Annotated in this window: 19 protein-coding genes; 3 read left to right on the plus strand and 16 right to left on the minus strand. The window is 47.7% G+C overall.

Annotated elements, in window-relative coordinates:
* Positions 1–162: 162 nt before the first annotated feature.
* The 3 genes from KNO99_RS02515 to KNO99_RS02525 all read right to left on the minus strand — a co-directional run bounded on the left by KNO99_RS02515 (position 163) and on the right by KNO99_RS02525 (position 2284).
* Positions 163–1146 (minus strand): M23 family metallopeptidase, encoded by a 984-nt coding sequence (locus KNO99_RS02515; protein WP_214744971.1) that lies wholly within the window; start codon positions 1144–1146, stop codon positions 163–165.
* Between the two features lie 164 nt (positions 1147–1310).
* Complete coding sequence (locus KNO99_RS02520) at positions 1311–1496, minus strand: hypothetical protein (RefSeq protein ID WP_214744973.1); 186 nt, start codon at positions 1494–1496, stop codon at positions 1311–1313.
* A complete protein-coding gene (locus tag KNO99_RS02525) occupies positions 1493–2284 on the minus strand; it encodes a GNAT family N-acetyltransferase (protein ID WP_214744975.1) in 792 nt (263 codons plus the stop codon). The genes KNO99_RS02520 and KNO99_RS02525 overlap by 4 nt, the downstream gene beginning before the upstream one ends.
* Positions 2285–2334: 50 nt before the next feature.
* On the opposite strand from KNO99_RS02525, the gene KNO99_RS02530 reads away from it, so the two are divergent.
* Positions 2335–2799, plus strand: coding sequence for a GNAT family N-acetyltransferase (locus KNO99_RS02530; protein ID WP_214744977.1), 465 nt, complete (start codon positions 2335–2337; stop codon positions 2797–2799).
* On the opposite strand, the gene KNO99_RS02535 is transcribed toward KNO99_RS02530, so the two are convergent.
* The 3 genes from KNO99_RS02535 to KNO99_RS02545 all read right to left on the minus strand — a co-directional run bounded on the left by KNO99_RS02535 (position 2788) and on the right by KNO99_RS02545 (position 4755).
* Positions 2788–3378: an NUDIX hydrolase gene (locus tag KNO99_RS02535; protein WP_214744980.1), complete on the minus strand. Its 591-nt coding sequence runs from the start codon at positions 3376–3378 to the stop codon at positions 2788–2790. The genes KNO99_RS02530 and KNO99_RS02535 overlap by 12 nt on opposite strands.
* A complete protein-coding gene (locus tag KNO99_RS02540; RefSeq protein WP_214744982.1) occupies positions 3375–4379 on the minus strand; it encodes a S66 family peptidase in 1005 nt (334 codons plus the stop codon). Before KNO99_RS02540 ends, KNO99_RS02535 begins: the two co-directional genes overlap by 4 nt.
* Positions 4380–4446: 67 nt before the next feature.
* On the minus strand, positions 4447–4755 hold the full coding sequence (locus KNO99_RS02545) for a hypothetical protein (RefSeq protein ID WP_214744984.1): 309 nt from the start codon (positions 4753–4755) through the stop codon (positions 4447–4449).
* Positions 4756–4899: 144 nt separating this feature from the next.
* On the opposite strand from KNO99_RS02545, the gene KNO99_RS02550 reads away from it, so the two are divergent.
* Both KNO99_RS02550 and KNO99_RS02555 read left to right on the plus strand, forming a co-directional pair.
* Positions 4900–5214, plus strand: coding sequence for a hypothetical protein (locus KNO99_RS02550; RefSeq protein WP_214695035.1), 315 nt, complete (start codon positions 4900–4902; stop codon positions 5212–5214).
* A 73-nt stretch (positions 5215–5287) separates the two neighbouring features.
* Complete coding sequence (locus KNO99_RS02555) at positions 5288–6073, plus strand: SDR family oxidoreductase (protein WP_214744986.1); 786 nt, start codon at positions 5288–5290, stop codon at positions 6071–6073.
* Positions 6074–6110: 37 nt separating this feature from the next.
* Here KNO99_RS02555 and KNO99_RS02560 read toward each other — a convergent pair whose 3' ends face one another.
* The 10 genes from KNO99_RS02560 to KNO99_RS02605 all read right to left on the minus strand — a co-directional run bounded on the left by KNO99_RS02560 (position 6111) and on the right by KNO99_RS02605 (position 13506).
* Complete coding sequence (locus KNO99_RS02560; RefSeq protein ID WP_214744988.1) at positions 6111–6905, minus strand: GNAT family N-acetyltransferase; 795 nt, start codon at positions 6903–6905, stop codon at positions 6111–6113.
* A 39-nt stretch (positions 6906–6944) separates the two neighbouring features.
* Positions 6945–7442 carry an NUDIX hydrolase gene (locus KNO99_RS02565; protein WP_214744990.1) on the minus strand — a complete coding sequence of 166 codons (498 nt, stop codon included), beginning with the start codon at positions 7440–7442 and terminating at the stop codon, positions 6945–6947.
* Positions 7439–8506 carry a saccharopine dehydrogenase family protein gene (locus KNO99_RS02570; RefSeq protein WP_214744992.1) on the minus strand — a complete coding sequence of 356 codons (1068 nt, stop codon included), beginning with the start codon at positions 8504–8506 and terminating at the stop codon, positions 7439–7441. The genes KNO99_RS02565 and KNO99_RS02570 overlap by 4 nt, the downstream gene beginning before the upstream one ends.
* 40 nt (positions 8507–8546) lie before the next feature.
* Positions 8547–9026 (minus strand): hypothetical protein, encoded by a 480-nt coding sequence (locus tag KNO99_RS02575; RefSeq protein ID WP_214744994.1) that lies wholly within the window; start codon positions 9024–9026, stop codon positions 8547–8549.
* A 96-nt stretch (positions 9027–9122) separates the two neighbouring features.
* Entirely contained in the window at positions 9123–9752 is a 630-nt protein-coding gene (locus KNO99_RS02580; RefSeq protein WP_214744996.1) for an NADPH-dependent FMN reductase, read from the minus strand.
* Complete coding sequence (locus tag KNO99_RS02585) at positions 9749–10741, minus strand: ring-cleaving dioxygenase (protein ID WP_041917956.1); 993 nt, start codon at positions 10739–10741, stop codon at positions 9749–9751. The genes KNO99_RS02580 and KNO99_RS02585 overlap by 4 nt, the downstream gene beginning before the upstream one ends.
* Positions 10742–10768: 27 nt before the next feature.
* Positions 10769–11212: a MarR family winged helix-turn-helix transcriptional regulator gene (locus KNO99_RS02590; protein ID WP_214744998.1), complete on the minus strand. Its 444-nt coding sequence runs from the start codon at positions 11210–11212 to the stop codon at positions 10769–10771.
* Positions 11213–11342: 130 nt separating this feature from the next.
* Positions 11343–11774, minus strand: a complete 432-nt coding sequence (locus tag KNO99_RS02595; RefSeq protein ID WP_214745000.1) for a GNAT family N-acetyltransferase — start codon at positions 11772–11774, stop codon at positions 11343–11345.
* An 11-nt stretch (positions 11775–11785) separates the two neighbouring features.
* Positions 11786–12916, minus strand: coding sequence for a tetratricopeptide repeat protein (locus KNO99_RS02600; protein ID WP_214745002.1), 1131 nt, complete (start codon positions 12914–12916; stop codon positions 11786–11788).
* A 50-nt stretch (positions 12917–12966) separates the two neighbouring features.
* Positions 12967–13506, minus strand: coding sequence for a ribonuclease FAU-1 family protein (locus KNO99_RS02605; protein ID WP_214745004.1), 540 nt, complete (start codon positions 13504–13506; stop codon positions 12967–12969).
* Positions 13507–13531: the final 25 nt, after the last annotated feature.

The raw sequence follows: 13531 nt of genomic DNA on the forward strand, positions 1-13531 counted from the left end.
TATTTTAAAATGATTTGGATTAGCGGATCGAAGTATATTTATAGTATTCGTCAATCGTTTATAACATCTTTCTATGTGAACTACTTTGCTCTGCAACTTGAAGTAGGACTTCTTAATTACTAGCAATGCTCATAAATTAAGCTCGTCAGATAATCTTTGATTTCAAAACGTTGATTTAACTGGAGAGGCACCACCGAGACGTTCTGCCACTTTCATCGGGTCGACGGCATTTCCAGCTGAACTAGCTGAGAAATTGTAGTTCCCTTTATGAATCTCAAAGTGTAAGTGTGGACCTGATGAGTTACCCGTGTTTCCAATTTGACCAATCGGTTCACCTTGGCGCACGGTCTGACCTTTTTTCACATCGACTTTATGCATATGGGCATAGACCGTCGTCCATTTCTGACCATCTACGTTATGCTCGATTTGAATATGGTTTCCATAAGGTCCACTTGAGCTAACTTTTGTGACTTTTCCAGCCTCCGCGGCGTAAATCGGTGTACCTGTTTTAGCAGCAATATCGAGACCGTTGTGGAACGTGTATCCGAACTGTCCGCTTGCTGCACCAAACCCTTGCGAGAGGCGTCCTTCTGCAGGCATCAAGAACCGTTCAGGCGCCATTGCTTCGTACTGTTTTTTCAAATCACTCAACTGATTCGTTTGCTTTTTATATTGTTTCGACTGTTCGTCATATGCCGTCTTCACGTCTTGACGTGTCGCTTCGATCTGTTGTTGCTCTTCTTTTAGCTGTTTCAGTGTCTCATTCGCTTGTTCTTTCTTCTCAACGAGTGCCTGATGCGTTTCCTCGGCCTCAGCAGCCTCCGCTTTCGCACTCGGTAGAACAGAAGATACGACTTTCGCAAAGAGTGATTGTTCTGTCGGAACGAGTTCCGCTTCGACCGCTTCTAATTCTTCAGAAGCGCCTTCAATCTTGTCACGCAACACTTCCGCGTTTTGATTGACTTCATCCAACTTTGACTGGATTTTTTGAATGGCTTGTTTCGTTTCTTTGACTTGTTTTGTAGTTTGTTGGACAGATTTCTCCGTTTGAACGAGATCTTGCGGGGACATGTTGTCAGCGGATGCAGTCTGTCCTTGGAACAAAAGAACGCCGACACCTGCTGTCATGATGAGTTGTTTCCACATATATATAATAAACCCTCCAAATTGATACATTCATAAAATGATAAAAAAGCTACATATGCGAATATACCACTGGGGGTTAAACATTTCAATAAATGAAGTTTTTCATTTTCATGTCATCCATGACAGGACGATGTGATATTTTCAAGCATTACTTCACAAGGATTTCACTTACGTTTTTTCGTATAATATCCAGCAAGAACGATGCCGATGACGGACAGGGTGGTCAGTCCAAGTCCACCTATAAGCAGCAGATTCACCGTTTCTGGCGAAAGATTCGTCGTCAGCGCGATAATGGTCGCTGTATTTCCTAACATCAATCCGATGATACAAACAAGTAATAATCGCTTCATCGTTCGTCTTTCACCATTTCAAACTGCGAAATGTCGTCTTGTACAAATCCTAGTCGTCGTGCCGCTTCTATCCATTCAGGACGGTCGGACGTCAAAGTGAGGTGAAGTGGGGATCGGGTCGCAGCCGCGCGCAATAACCATTCTGCATCTTCAGCGTGACCAAAAACATCGAGCAGTACATGATCGCGGTATAACAAAAATCCTTCTTGTTCGCCTTCGACCACTTTCACAAGTTCTGCCTCCTGTTGGGTCACGCGTACATCGCGTTGCCAAATCGGAACATGCTGAGCTGTCGGGTATAGTCGGTCGAACAACGTTTGAATCGGTTCCGAAGTCATGTGAGCAGTCGTTTCAAGTGGTACCGCCTGAAAGTAATAGATTTCACGTGTCGTCTTATATCCAAGTTGATGATAAAGCGACAACGCTGCATCGTTCCCTTGAATTACTTCAAGCAAACGAGTTCCTTTGGCGTCGTCTTCAAATCGTTGCATCAACTCGGTCGCAACGCCTAATTTCCGAGCGTGCGGGGCGACAGCAAGTCCGCCGCAACGCGTCTGCCATCCTGAATCGAGATACGCAATCCCACTCAATACGACGCCGACCGGCTCTTTCCCGTCATAAGCGACGATGGAACGGGACGGCTGATTTTGGTCTCTTACGAGAAAGACGTCTTCAAACGTCTGCTCATCGAATTGGAACGGAATGATATAATCAGAAAAACCAGTCATAAACGCCCGATATAGATCTCGCACAGGCGGGTTTTGACGATATGTAAGTTGTGTAGCCATATAATTCCCCTTTTCTGAATGAAATGAATAACGCCCGAAGGAGACGCCTTATGAACATCACATTAGAATATCGAAATGATACGCATCGACCGATTCTTGATACGTTCACGTTGCCGACGGACCAAGAAAAGTATACAACCCTTCCAAAAGATATGGACGACCCACTTCCTGAAGGCGTTCATCCGATTGTTGTCGTCAAACAGAAGCCCGTCGGCATGTTTTTACTACATGACAACGAACGAGTCGCTTCTTATACGGACGAACCACATGCGCTGCTCTTCTCGGCTTTTGCCATCAATGAGGCAGATCAAGGAAAAGGCTACGCAAAAGCGACACTCCAAGAACTTCCGAAGTTCGTGCAACAACATTTCTCTCATATCCGTGAAGTCGTATTGTCCGTCAACCTGAAAAATGATGTGGCGTTTACACTTTATACGACAAACGGATGGGTCGATACCGGACGTCGAATCGGTGGACCGATCGGCGAGCAGCGAATTCTCTCTTTATCGATTTGACGCATCGATTCGTGCCAATCCCTCACTTATACGTTGCCAATACGTCAGACGATGTGGAACTAAATCGGCTTGTGTGATGTGAACGAGATGGTTCGTCATGATGGAGTTTCCTTCAATCGTACGCAATCGTCCTTCCGTGAGCGCCATCAGCTCGTCCCTGTGAACAACCACGACGTCCATCACTTCCCTGTCGTCAAAACGGAGCGGTTCATCTTGATAAGCGTAACAATACGTATGTGCAAACTCGCGATCGAGGAACCCGTCCAGTTCAATCACGTCTTCAAATATTCCAAGAGCTGTGAGCTGTTCGAACGTCAACGACAGTCCGAGCTCTTCTTCAATTTCACGAATACCATCAATGAACGTCTCGTTTGAAGCGAGATGTCCCGCTGCGGTGATGTCATATTTCCCGGGAAAGTCCTGTTTCTCCATACTTCTACGCTGTAGATAGACAAATTGATCTTTCCAGAACCAGCAGTGGAACGTCTCATGCCAATCCCCGTCTAGATGAACACGCCCACGCTCTTTCTCGCCTATTTTTTGATGATTTTCGTCAAATATCGTGAGGTATTCTTTCATGCTGACACCCCATCTTCTAAAAATCGGATGGTTCCATTCGTCGCATCCAATTCGACCTGAATGCCGATCGGGAAGACGTGTGACGGAAACGTATGACCAATATCGACGTTCGTCAAAATAGGGATGTCTGTGTCGCCGATGACTTCAAGCAACAAGTCGTTGAACGAGAACGGAGCGGATTGATCTTGGAAATGCTCGTGCTTGCCGATAATTAGACCCGAAATCTCATCAAATACACCAGCGATTTTTAACATGCTAAGCGAACGTTCTTCTTCAGCCATCGTTTTGAAGGAACCTTCTAGGAAAAGAATCGCCCCTTTCAAATCGGGATAATAGTCCGATTTGAAGAAACCTGACATCGTGTTCAAATTCCCGCCAATCAATGTGCCTTGTGCCTTTCCATCCCTTAGAGGTACCCATCCTTCATTCGGTTGAAAGGTTTTAATACGTTGCTGCGTCGACCAATCGAGCATCTCTTCGGTCCACTCTTTCGGCACGTCCAAATCGAACGGGGCAGTTTTCTCCAAACTGAGAATCTCTCGTACGTACTGGGACCCTTTCTCGAACATCCCACCATACTCGCCGAATGACGGCACGACAGCCGGTCCGTAAAACGTGACAACCCCCGTTTTGGCGTAACACGCCATCAAAATGGCCGTCACATCACTATAGCCCATGATGATTTTGGGATGGTGTCGCAATTGTTCATAGTCGATATATGGAAGCAATGAGTTTGAATTCGTTCCTCCAATCGTACTGATGATTGCATTCACTTCAGGGTCATGCGAAAACGAATTCAGTTCGTTCACTCGATTCTGAATGGAGGATGACCGATACCCTTCTGATTCATATGTACATGTGCCTTCTTTCACCTTGAACCCCATACGCTTAAGCTGATCGATCCCTCGTTGATAGCGCTCCTCAAACTGCACGGGTGCTGGAAAAGAAGGCGTGATAATCCCAATTGTATCTCCGTTCTTTAACTGTGGTGGTGCAATCATCATTTCCACTCCATTTCCTGTAACATCGTTATGACCGCATTATACCGTAGGAGTGGTAAGTCAGGCTTCAAAATAAATCAGGGTCTTCCGATAACGTTCTTACTTTTCGGACTTTCGTCGGTCGCCCCGTCCAGCCGAGCGCCACGAAGAAAAAGGCACCTAGGAGTAAGCCGAATAAAACGGTCAGCCCTACTTGAACCCCGATAAATCCGTACTGTTCTCCTAGCTTCACAAGTAAAAGTGGCGCAAACAGACAGGTCATACTTAAGGACAAGAGCCCTCCGCGTACTCGTCGCCCCGCATTGCCGATAGTAAACCAGCCAAACGTGATCCATACACAAGCAACAAACCCTAGCGCCGCAACCATCATCCACATTCGCTCGCACCTCACCTTTTCGTTTTTCTTTCTATTCCCCATTTTTCTTGAGATTCCTACTATTTTTTCAAGTGATGAGAGAATTTCCGGGTAAAGGTAAATTAGACAAGATGCGATGCCGGACAATGAAGGAGTGGGTTGCGCATGAGTGCACGGTTAACCTTTGCCCTAGTCTTTCTCGGTCTTTTTTTAATCGTCATGTATTGGATGAGTACATGGAATGACAATGTGGTCGAAGGCCAAATTGAACGGGTCGACATTCCTCAGCTATTGATTGAATCCACCGAATCCTCAGAAGAAGTCACGCTGCGCGTCATCTTAATTAACGACCAGACCGAGGTAACGGGCATCGTCAATAGCGTACAAGGATTACAAAGCGGTCAGCTCGTCACCATCGAGGTCATCCCCACGGAGTCCAACTTGAACATCGCACGGACGATTGAAGTCACATCGCCATGATTTTCTGAAATGAAGCGTAACTTTTCCAGAACTGTGGAATATGAGAAAGAGTCATGACAAAGGAGTGATCGGATTGATTTCAAATAAATTACTATCTGGAAAAGTAGCGCTCGTCACTGGAGCGGCCTCCGGTATCGGACGTGCCGCAGTTATCCGTTTCATCCAAGCGGGTGCGAAAGTCGCCATTCTCGACTTGAATGAAGAGGATGCGATGCGTCTCGCGAGTCTCGTCGGAGAGGAACGGGCCATCGGAATCAGCGTGGATGTTGCGTATGAAGCAGCAATGAAAGAAGCGTATGCACGGACGATTGAGCGATTCGGACAAATCGATATCGTCTTCGCCAACGCCGGACGCAACGGAACCATCACACCGATTGAACACTTGTCCATTGAAGACTGGAATGGTGTCGTGGAGACGAATCTGACGGGAACGTTTTTGACCGTCAAACATGCCATTCCTCATTTGAAAGAGAATGGTGGAAGTATCATCATCACCTCGTCAATCAACGGCAATCGATACTTTAAAAACTTTGGTTTCAGTGGCTATGCGACGACGAAAGCAGGTCAGACCGGATTTGCGAAAATGGCAGCTGCGGAGCTCGCGCAATTCGGAATACGCGTGAATTCCATTTGCCCGGGAGCCATCGATACGAATATCGATGATTCGACCAATCGAGATGATGCATTGCTCGAAGAAATCGTCATCCCTATCGAGTATCCGCTCGGCAACCAACCGCTTGCCGGAAAGTCCGGTGCCGCGAAACAAGTCGCTGACGTCGTCTTATTCTTTGCGAGCAACATGTCGAGCCATGTCACCGGTTCTGAAGTGTACGTTGACGGTGCTGAATCTCTCTTGTAATCAAAAAGTAGACCATTTCATACGAAATGGTCTACTTTTATTTGAGAATCGGACTTTTCATGACCGCTTTTTGGTAAAACGGTTGAAACCCGAGTCGTTCCATGTTTCGACCTGAAGCCGAATCGACCTTCGTCGTGACGGTCAGAACGTCACAGCCAAGCGCTTTCGCCTCGGCGATTCGTTCTAAGATGAGTTGGGTTTGATAGCCTTTTTGACGGTAAGACGGTACGGTACTCGTTAGAAACAATTCCCCGATTCCCTCTTGCGTGGCGAGAATCCCACCCGCTACGACGGCATCTTCTTCCCGAACGAGATAGGCATGATTACTCGGCAGTGCATAAAATCCTTTCGCCGTATCGACCGTCTCTTGAAGAATCGTTCCAGATTCGGCAAATCCCGCCGCAATCGCGTACGCCCATTCATGTAGCGTCTCATCTTGCACTTTTTCCACTTGATTCGAAGAAAGCGGTCCGTCATATTGCGTCACATCTAACGTCCATACGTCTAAAAAGTGATCGAGCGTATAGTTACGTTCTTGCAGTAAGCGTAGTAAGGAATCGTCTGCTAACGGACAAACTTCGATATGTAGTCGGGACACATTTTTTCCACGCACCCACTTTTCCATCTGGTGCAGGTCGTAAAAGCTTGTCGGTCGATTGAGTCCGAATCCAACTGCAAAGCTCATATTCCCCATTTTGAACACGTGCCCCTTACCTTCTACGTGCAGTTCCGCACCTTCATAGGGAGGGGTTTGTTTGCGGTGTCGAATATAAGCAGACGTTCCCTCTGCTTTAATGCTTTCGATGCGTCGTGCCAATTCTAAACGTTTCACTTTGTTCCCTCCCTTGCTTTTCATGTTGAGTGTAGCATATCACGTTCGGATGAGATGACCGTACTGAATCATTCGTTCTCGTACAGAAGGAACGAGGTCCTCAGATCCTAACACGGCTTCCCACTCTTGTAACCTCACATCAATCACTTCATCCGCTTGTAAAGTGAGTTGTCCTAAGTCAATGGGGTTCTCGTATACGTAACAGTACAGATCCAAGAAATACGTGTCCCGCTTAATCGTTGTCACGAACCGAAGTTGTTCAGGCAACACGCGAAGTCCCAACTCTTCTTTCAGCTCACGGACCGCACCTTGTCGACTCGTTTCTCCAGCTAAAATCGAGCCCCCGGTTCCTTCCCACAGAAGCGGGTACGTCTTGTCCGGATGGCGTTTTGATAACAAGAGTCTCCCATCCGAATCGAACGTGAACACTTCGATGACCGTATGAAATGTATGCGGTTCTAGTTCATCCCCACGAAAATGCGTTCGTCCGAGCGGTTGCCGATTTTCGTCTAGTAAATCCCACGTTTCTCGGCTCATGGACGAATCTCATCAATCGTGAATGAAGACGAACCTTGGATCTCTTCGATGAAATGTGATCCAAACAACATGGCCGGTGTGAAACTTCCCGCAAGCATCCGACCGGAGCCGAGCAATCGATTGACGACGGCGAGTGCACCGTAAACAGTGAAGGCATACGTACTCGCCGTTTGGATGCGAACGACAATCTTGCGCCCCTCCTCATTTGTCGCCTCTCCCCATACATACGTCGAGGTTTTTTCACGTTCGGCTTCATTCGGTCCCGATACGTTCTCATCAACATAACGCAGCAATCGTTCCTGCACCGCCTCTTTTCCAAGAATGGGACTGAACCAAGACAAGGCGCGTGCCACATAGGCTGCCGCTGTCGGCACTGGCACCCACGTTGTAATATTCGGGATGTCCGTCGTATAGTAGGCGGTCGAAACGTCTCCCCACGGAATCGCAATCGCGGTGCGGCTTCCTCGTCCAAAATCAATCGTTCTGCGTTTTGCCCCGATTGGGAACGGTGATAACTTTCCGTTCACACGTTCCACGCTACTCGATCCAAGTCCACGAACAGCTGTCTTCATCGTTCCTGGTGAGATGCCACCTGCCGCCGAAAATCCGAGAGCGAGTGATGTCGCATCGGGTAAGAGTTCCTTTAATTTTCGTGCGACACAGTCGGTCGGGATGACGTCAAATCCAACGCCAGAACATAGAATGACACCACGTGCCTTCGCCTGAGCCGCCCGTTGTTTAGAATGAACATATTCGAACACATCGATTTCCCCGGTAATATCCAAGTAATGCGTACCCGTTTCCAGACATGCCTCGATCATCACTTGACTCGTATCTGTAAAGGGACCGGCGCAGTGGAGGACTAAATCCACATCGCGAAGCGCTTTGATTGCCGCCTCACGACTTAATGCGAAAATCGATGTCTCGCAGTCGAGCTCGTCTCCGAGTCGATGAATCTCACGCCCAGTGCGCCCCGCAAGAATCGGACGCAATCCGTCACTGACAGCCTGACGGGCAATCAGTTCCCCTGTATATCCGTTCGCTCCGTAAATCATCCATCTCATGGTTACCCCTCCTTATGTAAGGTTGTCCTTGTTCGTTTCCCTAAATCGAGTTGAATCGAACGAAAAAATCTTGAACGACCCCAATCAGATACACGCTCCCCATCATGACAAGCAAACACCCGATTGGGATGAAAAGACTTTTGATGGCAGCTCGTTTTGTCACGTCCATTCGATTTATCAATCGACGATCAATCAGGAAGAACAAGACGGCTGCGAGAAGACTCAGCCATGACAAGATGAGCCCAAATAGAATATGTAAAGCGAGCGAAGTGAACGACTGTATGCGTTCCGAACTGAATCGCTTTGCGACCCAATCGCTAAACCATGATGTCACGACACCATATGTCAAAATGATAGGGGAACTATATGCCATGTAAATCGTACACAATAAAAGAAATCCCGATACGCTCTCTACAAATGAAGTTTCCATAAGGGTTTGTTGCGAAAATTCAACAATGCTTAATAGAAGCGCATAGATGGGCACAGTCCAGGAAGCTGCGATGATTTTTCGTGTCACCATCGAATCCATCCTTTCTTTCCATTCTTCTCCACTTTAGCGCAATCAACTTGAAAACGCACAAAAACCAGCCTGAATTCAGGCTGGCTTCGCGATTTGTTAATTGTTTGCAACTTCTCCGGCTTTTGTACGGACCGATTGCATCGCTTCCGTCCACGGAAGGAGTTGGTCGAGCATGTCGTTGACCGATTGTGCTTGCACATCTTTCGGTGCGAAATGCGTTCCGTTCTCGAAGTCCGTGAAGAGTGAGAGTGCAGGATGGACACGTACATGAGCGATTGACAATTCACTCAAGATGCCACGTAAATGCTCTGTTGCACGTGCTCCACCAACAGAACCGTATGACACGATTCCGGCTGCTTTGTTGTTCCATTCGACGCGTAAGTAGTCGAGTGCGTTTTTAAGAGATGCTGAGATGGAATGGTTATATTCTTGGACGATGAAGATGAATCCGTCCATTTGCGCAATTTCCTCCGACCAGGCCGCTGCACCTGATGCGTCTTGACCAGCTTCGCCGAGAAGTGGCAAGTTGTAGTCTGCGATGTCGATGACTTCATAGTTGGCATCGCCACGTTTGTCGGCGAGTTCTTTCACCCATTCCCCGACTTGTGGACTGACGCGACCTTCACGAGTTGATCCGAGTACGATTCCGATGTTTAACATAGTAGTTCCTCCTTGGTTAAGTTGTGATTCATCTGATTTTCCAAATAAGCGATTCAAGAAACTCATTTCATGCCCTCATATTCTTTCTCAAATGTTTTCGTGCTTCTGACTGTATCGATTGGTCGTACCATCGCCTCGATTTGCGAACGTTTCGCTTCGAGGAACGGCGGGAGTGACAACTTCTCACCGACCGTCTCATACGGCTCGTCTCCCATGAATCCTGGTCCGTCTGTTGCCCATTCAAACAAGATTTGCGGCGCGACACGCGCATAAGACGATTCAAAGAAGAAGCGGTCGACATAGCCAGAAGTCGGTAAACCGAACTGCTGGAGACGTGCTGTCCATTCATCGAGGACGCTGCGGTCTTCGACACGGAATGCGACGTGATGCACGGTACCGAACCCTTGACGCGCTTGTGGAGATGTCTCGTCATGAATGACGATCACTTGCGCTCCGTTTCCACCTTCACCTCCTTCAAAGAGATAGACATCACCTTCTCGCCCAATCTCTTTAAATAACATGACTTGCTCCATCACTTGTTTGAAATACGTGATGTCAGCAATTCGAATAAAGATGGGACCGAGTCCTGTGATGGCGTACTCAAGTGGGATTGGACCGTTCTTCCACGGTTCGCCCGACGCAATGCCTTCGTTGAACTCATCCGAGATGAGTTGATACGCCTGCTCATCGAAATCGATGAAAGAGAGTGTCTTTTTCCCGAACTGTTCTTGAATCCCTTCGTGCTCGACACCGAGACGGTCGAAGCGACGGACCCAATACGTCAACGCTTCATCTGTCGGCACGCGGAACGACGTCTTCGCGATCTCATTTGTTCCGTGCTTGCCTTTCGGGATACCCGGGAAGTCGAAGAACGTCATGTCTGTACCCGCATTCCCTTTATCGTCTGCAAAAAATAAGTGATACGTTTGAATGTCGTCCTGGTTGACCGTTTTCTTCACCAAGCGCATTCCTAAAACATGGGTGAAGAAATCATAGTTTTTTTCGGCACTACTCGTGATCGCCGTGACGTGGTGAATTCCTTTTACGTGGTTCATCATTCTCTCTCCTTTTATATCTTGATTTCAAGATACATGATTAAATTTTTTTGCGGCTTCTGCCCGCTTCCCAATTTGTTTCAACTGTTCAATCGTTTCTGTCAGAGATAATCCTTCAAATAATGCATTCATATGCTCCGTATGCTTCGGAAAAATATCTTGCATCAAGTGCTCTCCATCATTCGTTAACGCGGCATATGTGATGCGGCGATCGCTCGGACAAGCTTTTCGGACGAGATACCCTTTCTCTTCTAACCGGTCCACGACGTACGTCATGCTCCCGCTCGAGAGTAGGATTTTCTTTCCGATGACTTGAATCGGTTGATCCCCTTTATGATATAAAAACTCGAGTACCGCAAACTCGGTCGCGTTTAATCCGTAAGACGCCACTTCCTGTTTCACCAGGTCTTGTAATGACTGAGAGGCGCGTAACAGCACGGTAATCGTTTTTAATGCATCAGATGGTTCCATCTGTCTCCCTCCTTTGTCCAAGAGAGCATTAACTTAAATTCAAATATCTTTAATTCGAGATAAATATATCATGTGAGGATTTTGCCGTCAATCGATTTGATTCAAAAAAATAAGACGGGATTCCCCCGCCTTATTCTCCTCGACGAATCACAGCCATCTCACGACCGAATCGGTGTCCTTCATCAACGAATCCTAAGCTTTCGTATAAGTGATGGGCCGCCTCGTTCTCAGGATGATACCCGACGACGATTGATTTGCCGTCTCCGATTTCTTGAAGCATCAGCTCTGTCGCTTGTCGACCGATTCCTTTACCTTGATGGGCGTGGTCGATCATGATGCGGTAAATCCACCATGCATCCAACTCTTCCGGTTCCGTGTTGTACATGAGGAAGCCGACCATCGTTTCTTCTTCATAAATCGCGCGCGGGCGTAGCGTCGGTTCGTACATCGCTTGAAGTAACGAAATCGCATTCGGTTCCATATATGACTGTTGTTGTTCACTCAGTACCAAGTGACAGCATGTATACCAATTTTGTGCATCGATTGGACGTAATGAAATCATGTCATTCTCCTTTATTCGTATGTTTCGTTTAAATTCCGTGCGTAGAACGCGATGGCACGACGGTACCTTGCGATGCTTTCATCCGATTTTGGACTGGCAAGCAGCTCGAGTAACGCGCCCATCGCTTCTTCATGACGGCCGACGTTATAGTGGGTCATCGCCTGAAACACTTTGAGCGCCCCATGATTCGGGAAATATTCGATTGCCTCTGCAAATAACTGCTCCGCTTCCTCGTATCGACCAAGTGCCCGATACGTGCTACCGAGTCCGAGATACGATTCCGCCAACTCATCTCCGGTCAATCCGAGTCGGATGGCCCGCTCATAATGCGGTACCGCTTGACGTTCTTCACCGAGCGAGTCATAACACCACGCACAGTACGCATGTAGCGTCGGATTCTTCTCATCCTTCCGTAAGAGCGATAAGAACAGTTGCTTCGCCTGCTCAAGCTGTCCCTCTTCACGGAGACGTACTGCTCGGTTAAACTCATTTTCTTCTGTCACGTCGGTCACCTCCTGAGCGAAATCTTGGTCTAACCATGATTGGAGCGCTTCATAATACTTGCCGATATGCACCCCATCGACGAGTGCGTGGTGGGCTTGAACGGATAATGGCATCCTTAGACGCTCGCCTTGACGCTCAAACTTGCCCCAGGCGATGCGCGGGACGCTGTCATGTTGTTGCTGATGCGTCGGGTGCATGATGCTTGTGAACGTGACCCATGGCACACTCGTGATATACAGTAAGTCGTCGGGCTCGTCATCCCCAACCACGACTTCATCAGCAGCTCGCTCCATACGCGTCGTCACTTCCTGTAAGAACGTCGGTAAATCCTCATGGAACGTGGCCGCACAAAAATTGAAGACATCTTCGTCTAACATGACCGTGAACGATGGGTGGACCACTTCGTGTTCGACGACCGCTTCACCACGGATCCGATAGCGCAATTCCGGAATCGTGTTCGCCGCTTTCACCGCACCGTACAAAAAGAGTTTGAAGAACGATTGATCGCTCGCTTTCGCATATGTATAAAGATTTGTCACATCCACGTTCGCCGTCACGTTAAAATGCGGCGCGTCAAACGCTTTGAAAAACTCAAAGTGTTTTCGTCGTGCCCACGTCTCGATTTCAATTTCTTTCATAAAAAACTCCCCCTCCTACGCTCTTACTGTAGCAGAGAGAGTGAATCCACTCATAGCTTTTGTTTTAACTGTTCGTAATGTCCTTTTGCCAAATCAAAGTAGACGAAGTCTCCCTGTTTGATCCGTTCGAGCGTCGCTTCAAACTCACGCCATCCCCGCTCGACTTGTTCAGGTGTCAATTCGCCGCTCTCGGTCGCCTCTTCGAACTCATCCTCATCCTTTTTGACGATATCCCCGTTCGGAAACACGAGAATATCGAGCAACAAGTCGTCCATGTACGGGATACCATTCTCTTCTCCGATTCGGTCGACGAGGTCAATGTACCATTGCACGATTACACCTTCCGGATTGATCATCGCCGTCACACCGAACGGTTCATTGTCCGGGAAATATTGCAGCCAACTAAAACCAGCATCCGCCACAATAAATTCTTCCCCTTTATGTTTTTTATACAGTGGCGCCCGAACCTCATCGATTTGGAATAAGGCGACAACGCCTGAAAATTGTTCCGTCTGAACGCGTTCTTGCGCATAACGGTTCTTTAAAATCCGCTCCCAGTCTCGTCGATTCGCATACTTCCGTTTTGCCATATGGATCTCTCCCTTTCGGTCATCT

This window comes from Exiguobacterium sp. s189, from assembly GCF_018617615.1.
GTDB classification, from domain to species: Bacteria; Bacillota; Bacilli; order Exiguobacteriales; family Exiguobacteriaceae; genus Exiguobacterium; species Exiguobacterium aestuarii_A.

What these genes read in the sequence shown, in the direction of transcription:
- KNO99_RS02515 (WP_214744971.1), bottom strand. Translation starts at nt 1,146, where the DNA reads ATGTGGAAACAACTCATCATGACAGCAGGTGTCGGCGTTCTTTTGTTC.
- KNO99_RS02520 (WP_214744973.1), bottom strand. Translation starts at nt 1,496, where the DNA reads ATGAAGCGATTATTACTTGTTTGTATCATCGGATTGATGTTAGGAAAT.
- KNO99_RS02525 (WP_214744975.1), bottom strand. Translation starts at nt 2,284, where the DNA reads ATGGCTACACAACTTACATATCGTCAAAACCCGCCTGTGCGAGATCTA.
- KNO99_RS02530 (WP_214744977.1), top strand. Translation starts at nt 2,335, where the DNA reads ATGAACATCACATTAGAATATCGAAATGATACGCATCGACCGATTCTT.
- KNO99_RS02535 (WP_214744980.1), bottom strand. Translation starts at nt 3,378, where the DNA reads ATGAAAGAATACCTCACGATATTTGACGAAAATCATCAAAAAATAGGC.
- KNO99_RS02540 (WP_214744982.1), bottom strand. Translation starts at nt 4,379, where the DNA reads ATGATTGCACCACCACAGTTAAAGAACGGAGATACAATTGGGATTATC.
- KNO99_RS02545 (WP_214744984.1), bottom strand. Translation starts at nt 4,755, where the DNA reads ATGTGGATGATGGTTGCGGCGCTAGGGTTTGTTGCTTGTGTATGGATC.
- KNO99_RS02550 (WP_214695035.1), top strand. Translation starts at nt 4,900, where the DNA reads ATGAGTGCACGGTTAACCTTTGCCCTAGTCTTTCTCGGTCTTTTTTTA.
- KNO99_RS02565 (WP_214744990.1), bottom strand. Translation starts at nt 7,442, where the DNA reads ATGAGCCGAGAAACGTGGGATTTACTAGACGAAAATCGGCAACCGCTC.
- KNO99_RS02570 (WP_214744992.1), bottom strand. Translation starts at nt 8,506, where the DNA reads ATGAGATGGATGATTTACGGAGCGAACGGATATACAGGGGAACTGATT.
- KNO99_RS02575 (WP_214744994.1), bottom strand. Translation starts at nt 9,026, where the DNA reads ATGGTGACACGAAAAATCATCGCAGCTTCCTGGACTGTGCCCATCTAT.
- KNO99_RS02580 (WP_214744996.1), bottom strand. Translation starts at nt 9,752, where the DNA reads ATGAGTTTCTTGAATCGCTTATTTGGAAAATCAGATGAATCACAACTT.
- KNO99_RS02585 (WP_041917956.1), bottom strand. Translation starts at nt 10,741, where the DNA reads ATGAACCACGTAAAAGGAATTCACCACGTCACGGCGATCACGAGTAGT.
- KNO99_RS02590 (WP_214744998.1), bottom strand. Translation starts at nt 11,212, where the DNA reads ATGGAACCATCTGATGCATTAAAAACGATTACCGTGCTGTTACGCGCC.
- KNO99_RS02595 (WP_214745000.1), bottom strand. Translation starts at nt 11,774, where the DNA reads ATGATTTCATTACGTCCAATCGATGCACAAAATTGGTATACATGCTGT.
- KNO99_RS02600 (WP_214745002.1), bottom strand. Translation starts at nt 12,916, where the DNA reads ATGAAAGAAATTGAAATCGAGACGTGGGCACGACGAAAACACTTTGAG.
- KNO99_RS02605 (WP_214745004.1), bottom strand. Translation starts at nt 13,506, where the DNA reads ATGGCAAAACGGAAGTATGCGAATCGACGAGACTGGGAGCGGATTTTA.